The following is a 9645-nucleotide window of genomic DNA, read 5'->3' as shown; positions in this document are numbered from 1 at the left end:
CGCTCGATCCTCGACATGGGCGCGGGCGTCAACGAGCGTCCGCTCCCGCGCCTGGCCGCCCGACCCTCCAGAGCGAGCGCCACCTATTCGGCTACGCGCCGCCTACCGGACCCTATAGGTGGCGCGTAGTCGGATAGGCGGCGCTCCGTTCGATAGGCGTCGTCGATGCGGGCGAACCCGCGCCGCCCCCCGGCCGTACCCGTGCAGCCGCTCACGGCCTTGGCGTCTCGCCCCTGTGCCTGTCCGCGTCGACTGCTCCCGCTCCTCGCCATGGCGTCTGGCCTGCCCCGCGGTACGCGCGAGACGCCATGGCGACGGGCGGCTGCGAAGGAGGCGGCTGGGAAGGGGGCGGTCGCGGGAGGGTGCGGGTGCGGGTGCGGGTGCGGGGTGAGTGTGCCGGGGCGGCGGGCGGGGTCAGGCGGGGTTGGCGCCAGTGCCGGGGCCTGTGGCGGTGCCGGTGCAAGTGACGTCGTCGACGAAGTCGGGGAGCGACACGACCGCGTTGAGTGTCGACAGCGCCGAATCGATGACCGCCGCCTGCGGGAGTCCGGACTCCTCGCCCAGCAGCGCGAGCTCCTCGACCCCCGCGAGCCAGGCGCGCGTGAGCACCAGCGCCATCGGGCCCGCCCCGTCCACCCCGATGCTGTCGAGGATCCGCAGACTGATCGTGCGGTGCATGCCGTCGACGACCTGCTCCAACGCGGGGTCCACCGCCCGGCCCGAACGCAGGACCGCCACGTAGTTGTCGCGCCGACGCTGGATGTAACGGACCAGCGCCGTGACGATCGCGCGGGTGCAGTCCTCCGCGCTGGTGCCCTCCGGGACCTCCGTCAGCGAAAGCACGTGGTCGGCCGCCGCCCGGACGACAGCAGTGAGGTAGTCCAGCTTGGTGGGGAAGTAATGGAACAGCAGGCTGCGGGACACACCGGCCCGCTCCGCCACGTCGTCCAGGGACAGGGCATGGAAAGGCACCGTCTCCAGCAGTCGGATCCCCAACACGACCAGTTGCGAACGGCGTTCCTGCTTGGAGAGCCGTCGTCCTCCCGTTGCGGTCATGGCACACCTCGTCGTCGTACTCATCGACGCGCGCGTCGCGCCCCCCGGCGCCGACACCCACGTCCCCCCGGCCGACGCACAGGTCCATCTTAGGGTCACGTCCACGATCACGGACCGACATGCCACGATGGAGTGATGCCCGACAGCGCCGCACCCGACACCCGCCCCACCACCTTCGACGTGGGGGAGCGGATGGTTCTCGACGGCACCGCCGGCGGACGCACCGGCGTCATCCACACGCCCCACGGCGACATCGCCACCCCGGCGTTCATCCCGGTCGGCACCAAGGCGACGGTCAAGACGCTCACGCCCGAGCAGGTCCGCTCGACCGGCGCGCAGGCGGTGCTGGCCAACGCCTACCACCTGTACCTGCAGCCCGGGCACGAGATCGTCGACGCCGCCGGCGGTTTGGCTGAGTTCATGCGCTGGGACGGGCCCACCTACACCGACTCCGGCGGGTTCCAGGTGATGAGCCTGGGCGTCGGGTTCAAGAAGGTCATCGAGATGAGCGCGGGCACCAAGGCCGCCCCCGACGACTCGGCGACCAACAAGGGGCAGGGACGCCTCGCGAAGGTCGACGAGGACGGCGTCACCTTCACCTCCCACCTCGACGGGTCGCGGCACCGCTTCTCGCCCGAGGTGTCCATGCGGATCCAGCACTCGCTGGGGGCCGACATCATCTTCGCCTTTGACGAACTCACCACCCTGATGAACACCCGCGGGTATCAGGAGAACTCGGTGGAGCGGACCCGTCGCTGGGCGCAGCGCTGCCTCGACGAGCACGAGCGGCTGTCCACCGAGCGGACGCACCGGCCGGGGCAGTCGCTGTGGGGAGTGGTCCAGGGCGCGCAGTTCGAGGACCTGCGGCGCCAGGCCGTGCGCGGGCTCGTGGAGATGAGCGAGCGCGCCGAGGACCAGGGGCGGCGCGGGTTCGGCGGCTACGGCATCGGCGGCGCGCTGGAGAAGGAGAACCTCGGCACGATCGTGGGCTGGTGCACCGAGGAGCTGCCCGAGGACCGGCCGCGGCACCTGCTGGGCATCAGCGAGCCCGACGACATCTTCACCGCCGTGGAGAACGGCGCCGACACGTTCGACTGCGTCGCGCCCACCCGGCTCGCGCGCCACGGCGGGATCTACACGCTCGACGGGCGGGTCAACATCACCCGCGCGCAGTTCCGGCACGACCACACGCCGCTCGACCCCGAGGGGCCGTCCGAGGTCTCCCGCGAGTACAGCCGCGCGTACCTGCACCACCTGTTCAAGGCCAAGGAGTTCCTCGGCTCGACTCTGCTGACCCTGCACAACCTCGCCTTTGTGGTGCGGCTCGTCGACGAGGTGCGCGCGGCCATGGCGGCCGGACCCGACGAGTACGTGGCGTACAAGGAGCAGTTCCTGGGGCGGTACTACGCGGGGCGATGACCCGGACGCCGAGCCGCCGCGGATGGGAGACTGGGCGCATGACGGACGACCGTAGGCTGACGCTCGACGAGGACCTGGCACGACGAACGCCGTACGGACTCCATCCGGACGTCAAGACCGGGGCGCTGGCGGAGGTCAGCGAAGCGGCGATGGACGCGGCGTTCAACCTGCTGGACAAGGCGTTGACCAGAATGGTCGACGGGGACGAGCAGCGGGCCGCGACGCTGATCTCACGCGCCGCCTCCCTACCGTTCGACGAGCACCTTCGGCTCTGGCCCGGTCCCTTCACGGCCGACCAGATGCTGTTCGACTTCCTCTGCAACGTCGCCGAAACCGCGTCTCTGGATCAGCAACACCCGGACGACGACGGCCACCTCGACCAGCTCTACGCCGACGTCGCCCGCGTGGTTCCGCTGCTCGACGCCCGGGAGGGTGCGGTCTACAGGGACATCGTCGAGACGATCGTGTCCGACGCGGTGATGCTCGGGATCCCCCGCGACGTGGCGGGGGTCCTGGCCGATGCGGTCAGGACTCTTCCCGACCCGGAGACGGCCGAACGCGCGCTCGCCCTCGGCCGCGGCGCCGACGTCGCCCGGCGGGAGGACCTCACGCGTCTGGTGCTCGGCGTGCTGCGCACGGTCATCACGGCGATGGACGAGGCCGATGGGATTTCTCACTCGAAGTAGATCGAGTGGTGCAGGAAGCATCCCGGGTTGAACGGTGACGCGCACGACGGGCAGGAGTCGGCCTCCAGGTAGTCGCTGATGGACAGCGTCGACCGGCACACCCCGCACAGGATCGCGCGGGTGTCGAACCGATCCGCCGGCCACGCCGTGACCGGGTGGTCGACGGCGTCGGCGTGGCAGCGGAAACACGGGTAGAACTCGCCGCAGCAGTGAAAGCGGATCGCGACGATGTCCAGCGGGCCGGCGTAGTGGACGCAGCGGGTCTGATCATCGACGGTCGCGCCGAGGACCGTCACGGCGGGCGGGATCATGCCGCCGATTGTGACAGGACCGACCCCGACAGTGCGGCCTGGTAGCTGGGCTCGCGCTTCTTGATCCACGCGATGACCAGGTACGTCACGGGCAGGAGCACCGCTTCGACGAGGGTCTTCCAGACGAACCCGATGACGACGTAGTTCCAGTAGTCACCCGACCAGAGCGCCATGCCCAGTGCCGGGGCGGCGATCGTACAGAAGACCGTCGTGTCGGCGAGCTGGCCGACCACGGTCGAGCCGAGCAGCCTCGCCCACAGACTCCGCTCACCTGTGCGCCGCTTCATCCACACCAGGACGTACGAGTTGAGCAGTTCGCCCACCACGTACCCGGCGAGCCCCGCGAGGAAGAACTGCGGAATGACGCCCGCGACCGCCTCGAACGCGTCCTGGTTCTCGTAGAACGGCGCGGCGGGCAGATACACGGTGGCCGTGAAACTCAGTGCCGCCAGGGCGAGGACCGCGAACCCCGACAGCACGACCCGGCGCATCGCGCGGAAGCCGTACACCTCGCTGATCACGTCGCCGAGCACGTAGGCCAGCGGGAAGAGCAGGAAGGCGCCGTCGGTCACGAGACCGTCGACGGACACGAACCCGAGTTGGAACGACAGGTCGGGGAAGAGGAGGACGCCCTTGGTCCCGGTGACGTTGCTGATGAGCATCACGCCGACGAACAGGGCGATGAGGTAGGCGAAGTAGGGGCTGCCGAAGGTGGCGAACGCGGGCTGGCTGCGGTCGGGGGTCCGGGTGCGGTCGGGGGTCCGGGAGCTGCGCGCCGGCTCGGGAGTGATCCCGTCCGGCCGCCCAGTCCCTCTCGATAGCCCGGTCCCGTGCGGATCCCGGGGCTCGGGGGTCTGCGATGAAATGGTCACGAGCGACGATTATCCGGGCAGACGCGCGCCCGCGACGAATCCGGCCCGCGGAGTCACGCCACCACCCAGGGGCCGGATCGCAGGGACTCGGCCGTGACCACCCCACGCAACGCCTCGATCGAGTCCGCGCCCTCCGGCCCACCGAGCGAGGCCACGATCCGGGCGATCGCGGCCCTCGTCGTCGTCCCCTCTTGCGCCAGGTCGGCCAGCGTCACCGCGCCGTCCCGCTTCGCCAACCGCTGACCCGCGGCGTTCACCGCGAGCGGCACGTGGACGTACTGCGGATGCGGGAGGCCGAGCAGATCCGCGAGGTGCACCTGACGGGGAGTCGAGGAGAGCAGGTCCTCGCCGCGGACGACCTGGTCCACGCCCTGCTCGGCGTCGTCGACCACCACCGCCAGGTTGTACGCCCACACGCCGTCGCCGCGGCGCAGCACGACATCGTCGACGATCCCCGTGTAGTGCCCCTGGACGAGGTCGGTGATCGTCAACTCGTCGACCGTCGCGCGCAGCCGCAGTGCCGGCACCCGGCCCGGACCGAGCGCCGAGCGGCGACGCTCACGCTCCGCCTCGGGCAGATCCCGGCACGTACCCGGATAGGCGCCGGGCGGGGAGTGCGGCGCCTGCGGGGCCTCGGCGATCTCTCTGCGCGAGCAGTAGCACTCGTAGACCAGGCTCTGGTCCGCCAGCTGGTCGGCGGCCGCGGCGTAGGCGTGCGAGCGCGCGGACTGCCACATGATCTCGCCGTCCCAGTCGAGGCCGATCGCCGCCAGGTCCGCCAGCTGTCGCTCCGCCACCCCGGGCCGGGCGCGCGCGGCGTCGAGGTCGTCGACCCGCATCCGGAACGACCGCCCCGAATCCCGCGCCAGCACCCACGCCGCCACCGCAGTGCGCAGATTGCCCAGGTGCAGGTCGCCGGAGGGGCTCGGAGCGTAGCGGCCGGCGCCGGGCGGGAGGAGGCTAGCGGGAGTTTCCACGTCAACAGGGTAGGTGGCGCGGTCGTGGAGGGGCGCGGGGCGCAGGGGCGCGCCGGGTGGTCGTGGTGGGGCGGGGCGCGTGGGCCGCGCGCCAGGACCGCCCGCCGCGCGGCGAGGTGCCAGACTGGAGGAATGAGTGCAGACGCCGACAACTCACGCCCCGACGCCGACGACCAGACCCGCCTCACCGAAGAGCAGATCGCTGAGGGCCTCGCCGACCTGCCCGGCTGGGCCCTGTCCGAGGGATCGCTGACCTACACCGCCGTGTGCGAGTCGCCGCAGGCCGCGATCGACCTGGTCGCCGCCATTGGCCAGGCCGCCAACTCGCAGAACCATCACCCCGACCTCCTGTGGAGCTACGACGAGGTGACCCTTGACCTGCGCAGTCACGACGTCGACGGCGTCACCCGGCGAGACCTGCGGCTGGCGCGGTCGATCTCGGCGCTGTCCGGCGAGTTCGACGCGACCCCGCTCGGCCTGGGGGAGTAGGGCCGGAGGTCAGGGGCCCGGTCCTCTGCTCGGCGTGGAGGCGGCGTCCGGGGGGGCGCGGCCGTGACGCGGCCTACCCGGCGAACGCGGCGGCCGCCCCGGCGAGGTCGAGCAGCGGCTGCGGCATGATCCCCAGCAGGACCCTCACGATCGCCGGGACCGCCACAACCGTGTCGGACATCTGACCTCATCTCCCTACCCAGCGCTGGTGGAATGGTCCCGTGGGCCAGCGTGAGTGGGGCCGGATGCGCTGGCGGTGTGCCCGGCGGGGCGCGGGGACTCGGGCGCGTGGGGGTGCGAGCGGGTATGCCCTGCCAGGCGGCGTACCGGGAAATGTGCGACGCGGCCCGGTGCTCGAGAGCTCCGGGCCGCGTCCGCGGCGGAGGATAGGGGATTTGAACCCCTGAGGGGCTATAAACCCCAACCCGCGTTCCAGGCGAGCGCCATAGGCCACTAGGCGAATCCTCCGTGGAGGACAATACCGAGGAAGGCCGAGCGGAGGCAAACCGTCATCCTCCGGGGTGGGTGGCGTGCGGGCTCGGGGGTGACCCGGCTAGACTCGTACCCGGACCCCGCGCGGCGTCCATCCTGTGAACTCCCCCAGGGCCGGAAGGCAGCAAGGGTCAGCGGGCTCTGGCGGGTGCGCGGGGTCCCCTTATGTCTTGGGACATGTCTTAGGGCACTAACACCACCGATGTAGTCGACCCCCGCCGGAGGCCACCGTGGCGCTGTCCGATCTCCCCGCCGACGACCTCGCTCGCATCGAGTCGCGACTGGCCGCCGAGTACGACGCGCTCGCGGACAAGGGTCTCGCCCTGGACCTCACCCGCGGGAAGCCCTCGCCCGAGCAGCTCGATCTCTCGGAGGCGCTGCTGTCGCTGCCGGGGGAGGGGGACCACCTGGCCGGCAAGACCGACGTGCGCAACTACGGCGGCGGCGCCGGGCTCCCCGAACTGCGGTCGATCATCGCCGAACTGCTGGGCACCGAGACGGGCAGGGTGATCGCCCAGGACAACGCCAGCCTGTCGATCATGTACGACCTGCTCGTCTTCTCGATGCTCTTCGGTACGCCCGACTCGCAACGGCCCTGGAAGGACGAGCCCGCCCTGCGCTGGCTGTGCCCGGTGCCCGGTTACGACCGCCACTTCTCCATCACGCAGGCCCTCGGCATCGAGATGATCCCCGTGCCCCTCGGGCCCACGGGTCCGGACATGGACGAGGTCGAGCGCCTCGTGGCCGCCGACCCGTCCATCAAGGGCATCTGGTGCGTCCCGATCTTCGCCAACCCCACCGGCGCGGTCTACGACGACCACACCGTCTCCCGCCTGGCCCGTATGGCCACCGCGGCACCCGACTTCCGCGTGGTGTGGGACAACGCCTACGTCGTCCACACGCTCACCGAGGACTTCCCCAAGGTGCCGGACGTGGACGCCCTGGCCGCCGAGGCCGGGCACCCCAACCGCTTCTGGCAGGTCTGCTCGACCTCCAAGATCACCTTCGCCGGCGCGGGCGTGTCATTCCTGTCGTCGTCCTCGGCCAACCTGGACTGGTACCTCGGCCACACTTCCGTGCGCACGATCGGCCCGAACAAGGTCAACCAGCTCGCGCACGCGCGCTTCTTCGGCGACGCCGAGGGGGTGCGCGCCCACATGCTCCGCCACCGCGAGGTCATCGCGCCGAAGTTCGAGGCCGCGGCCGCCGCGCTGACCCGCCGTCTCGGCGAGTACGACGTCGCACGCTGGACCCGGCCCGAGGGCGGCTACTTCATCGACCTCGAGGTGGTCGACGGGACCGCGACCGAGACCGTGCGCCTGGCCAAGGAGGTCGGGGTCGCGCTGACCCCCGCCGGCTCGGCCTACCCCTACGGGCAGGACCCCGACGACCGGCACATCCGTCTGGCGCCCACCCTCCCGCCGCTCGCCGAGGTCGAGACCGCCATGGACGTGGTGGGTCTGTGCGCGCTACTCGCGGCGTGCCGCGCGGCGCTCGCCGGCTGACGTCCCGGTGGGCGGGATCGCTGTAACAGTTGGCTCGCTGTCGTTAATCCAGGCCCCTGCCGGAGCAGGCTCCTCTCCGGCGATGGCGCCGCGCTCGATCTCGAAGTGACCAGCGGTTCTACCTGCGAGTGATCTCAGACACGTTCTCGCATGGTGGACGTTACGATCCGCAGGTTGGGCGACCCTGTGACGTGGGCAAACGCCTGAACGGCTGACTGTTGAGCAACTGTCAGCAACAAGAACGTCTTGTCGCGGGAGTGGGTCATCTGGTTGTATCTATCCCGTCCGGGCCAGAGGGATGCGGACACCGGAGTACAGCTGAGGGGCTGTGAGGGGCCGGTGTCAGGTATCGGTTCGGGAACCGTGCTGCGGGGGTCTGAGGGGGCCCGATCCGCGCGCGAGGGACGTCGGGAGGGGCCGCGCCAGTCGCGGCCCCTCCGGTCATTTCTGCTGAAGAGCACGCCCACCCGCGGGGCGCCCGTCGGGACGCGATCGATCTCTTCGTCGTCGTACCCCCTGGGTACCCTCTAGGCGTGGCTCTCTATCGGAAGTATCGCCCCGCCTCCTTCGCCGAGGTCGTGGGCCAGGAGCACGTCACCGAACCGCTGTCGGTGGCGCTGTCCTCCGGTCGTATCAACCACGCCTACCTCTTCTCCGGGCCGCGCGGCTGCGGCAAGACGTCGTCCGCCCGCATCCTCGCGCGCTCGCTCAACTGCGTGCACGGGCCCACGGCCACCCCGTGCGGCGAGTGTGACTCGTGCGTGGCGCTCGCGCCCGGCGGCAACGGGACGCTCGACGTCACCGAGCTCGACGCGGCCAGCCACGGTGGCGTCGATGACACGCGTGACCTGCGCGAGCGGGCGTTCTTCGCGCCGGCGTCGTCGCGGTACCGGGTCCTCATCATCGACGAGGCCCACATGGTCACCAACGCGGGCTTCAACGCGCTGCTCAAGATCGTGGAGGAGCCGCCGGAGCACCTCATCTTCATCTTCGCCACCACCGAGCCGGAGAAGGTGCTGCCCACCATCCGCTCGCGCACGCACCACTACCCGTTCCGGCTGCTCACTCCGTCGTCGATGCGGGGGTTGCTCGAGCGGATCTGCGACCAGGAGGGCGTGAAGGTCGAGCCCACCGTGTTCCCGCTGGTGATCCGCGCGGGCGGGGGCTCGCCGCGTGACACGCTCAGCGTGCTCGACCAGCTCATGGCCGGCGCCGGCGAGGAGGGCATCACCTATCCGCGCGCGGTGAGCCTGCTGGGGGCCACCGAGGTCGCGCTCATCGACGACACAGTGGACGCCCTTGCCGCCGGCGACGGCGCCACGTTGTTCCGGACCGTCGACAAGGTCGTCGAGGCCGGGCACGACCCGCGCCGGTTCGCCGCCGACCTCCTGCAGCGGCTGCGCGACCTCATCATGGTGCAGTCCGTGCCACAGGCGATCGAGCGCGGTCTGGTCGACGCCCCGGTCGAGCAGGCCGAGACCATGAGGCGGCAGGCCGAGCAGATCGGCCCCGCGACCCTCGCACGCTGCGCGGACATGGTGCACGAGGGGATGGCCTCGATGCGCGGGGCCACTTCACCGCGGTTGCTGCTGGAGATCCTCTGCGCCAAGCTCCTGCTGCCGTCGGCCGACGACTCCATGGCAGCCCTGCTCCAGCGCGTCGAATCGCTGGAGTCGGGATCCGTGATCCCGGGCACCGCGCCGGTCACCGCGGGTGGCGCAGGTGGCGCGGCCGCGTCGGGTGGCGGGGTAGGGGGCGACGACGACGAAGCCCGCACCGCCCCCTCCGGCGGGCCCGCCCCACAGTCTTCGGCGCCCGCGGAGGGGCGACCCAAGTTC

At 71.0% G+C, this 9645-nt stretch carries 10 protein-coding genes, 1 tRNA gene and 1 other RNA gene; 7 read left to right on the top strand and 5 right to left on the bottom strand.

The features are described 5' to 3' along the window. Positions 1-414: 414 nt before the first annotated feature. The gene (locus tag HMPREF3086_RS11510) at positions 415-1056 is read right to left on the bottom strand and encodes a TetR/AcrR family transcriptional regulator (RefSeq protein WP_061229695.1); all 642 of its coding nucleotides are present in this window, start codon (positions 1054-1056) and stop codon (positions 415-417) included. Between HMPREF3086_RS11510 and HMPREF3086_RS19000 the strand changes: the two genes are divergently transcribed. Genes HMPREF3086_RS19000 through HMPREF3086_RS11500 form a run of 3 tightly spaced genes read left to right on the top strand, consistent with a single transcriptional unit; the run spans position 1055 to position 3161 of the window. Further along, positions 1055-1192: a hypothetical protein gene (locus tag HMPREF3086_RS19000; RefSeq protein ID WP_156482606.1), complete on the top strand. Its 138-nt coding sequence runs from the start codon at positions 1055-1057 to the stop codon at positions 1190-1192. The two genes, HMPREF3086_RS11510 and HMPREF3086_RS19000, sit on opposite strands and share 2 nt — an antisense overlap. Continuing rightward, the gene (tgt, locus tag HMPREF3086_RS11505) at positions 1192-2475 is read left to right on the top strand and encodes a tRNA guanosine(34) transglycosylase Tgt (protein ID WP_061229694.1); all 1284 of its coding nucleotides are present in this window, start codon (positions 1192-1194) and stop codon (positions 2473-2475) included. The genes HMPREF3086_RS19000 and tgt overlap by 1 nt, the downstream gene beginning before the upstream one ends. A 38-nt stretch (positions 2476-2513) precedes the next feature. Further along, on the top strand, positions 2514-3161 hold the full coding sequence (locus HMPREF3086_RS11500) for a hypothetical protein (RefSeq protein WP_061229693.1): 648 nt from the start codon (positions 2514-2516) through the stop codon (positions 3159-3161). Here the strand turns inward: HMPREF3086_RS11500 and HMPREF3086_RS11495 are convergent. The 3 genes from HMPREF3086_RS11495 to gluQRS are packed head-to-tail and all read right to left on the bottom strand — an operon-like array spanning position 3149 to position 5321. Continuing rightward, complete coding sequence (locus HMPREF3086_RS11495; RefSeq protein WP_061229692.1) at positions 3149-3472, bottom strand: CHY zinc finger protein; 324 nt, start codon at positions 3470-3472, stop codon at positions 3149-3151. The two genes, HMPREF3086_RS11500 and HMPREF3086_RS11495, sit on opposite strands and share 13 nt — an antisense overlap. Then, complete coding sequence (locus tag HMPREF3086_RS11490) at positions 3469-4344, bottom strand: queuosine precursor transporter (protein ID WP_109149113.1); 876 nt, start codon at positions 4342-4344, stop codon at positions 3469-3471. Before HMPREF3086_RS11490 ends, HMPREF3086_RS11495 begins: the two co-directional genes overlap by 4 nt. A 53-nt stretch (positions 4345-4397) precedes the next feature. After that, positions 4398-5321, bottom strand: coding sequence for a tRNA glutamyl-Q(34) synthetase GluQRS (gene gluQRS, locus HMPREF3086_RS11485; RefSeq protein ID WP_061229691.1), 924 nt, complete (start codon positions 5319-5321; stop codon positions 4398-4400). A gap of 132 nt (positions 5322-5453) precedes the next feature. Here gluQRS and HMPREF3086_RS11480 point away from each other — a divergent pair, with 132 nt between their 5' ends. Next, positions 5454-5810, top strand: a complete 357-nt coding sequence (locus HMPREF3086_RS11480; protein ID WP_061229690.1) for a 4a-hydroxytetrahydrobiopterin dehydratase — start codon at positions 5454-5456, stop codon at positions 5808-5810. Between the two features lie 380 nt (positions 5811-6190). Here HMPREF3086_RS11480 and HMPREF3086_RS11475 read toward each other — a convergent pair. Next, positions 6191-6278, bottom strand: a tRNA-Ser gene (locus HMPREF3086_RS11475). Positions 6279-6374: 96 nt separating this feature from the next. Between HMPREF3086_RS11475 and ffs the strand changes: the two genes are divergently transcribed. From ffs to HMPREF3086_RS11460, 3 genes are all read left to right on the top strand, one after another. After that, positions 6375-6469: signal recognition particle sRNA small type (ffs, locus tag HMPREF3086_RS11470), an RNA gene on the top strand. Between the two features lie 63 nt (positions 6470-6532). Then, positions 6533-7807: an aspartate aminotransferase type Ic gene (locus tag HMPREF3086_RS11465; protein ID WP_070721973.1), complete on the top strand. Its 1275-nt coding sequence runs from the start codon at positions 6533-6535 to the stop codon at positions 7805-7807. 533 nt (positions 7808-8340) lie between these two features. Beyond that, the coding region (locus HMPREF3086_RS11460; RefSeq protein ID WP_141764070.1) for a DNA polymerase III subunit gamma and tau at positions 8341-9645 on the top strand (1305 nt) is incomplete at its 3' end.

Source organism: Dietzia sp. HMSC21D01 (assembly GCF_001815995.1).
GTDB classification, from domain to species: Bacteria; Actinomycetota; Actinomycetes; order Mycobacteriales; family Mycobacteriaceae; genus Dietzia; species Dietzia cinnamea.
Note: the sequence above shows the minus strand (reverse complement) of the source record. Positions and strands in the feature narration are given on the sequence as shown.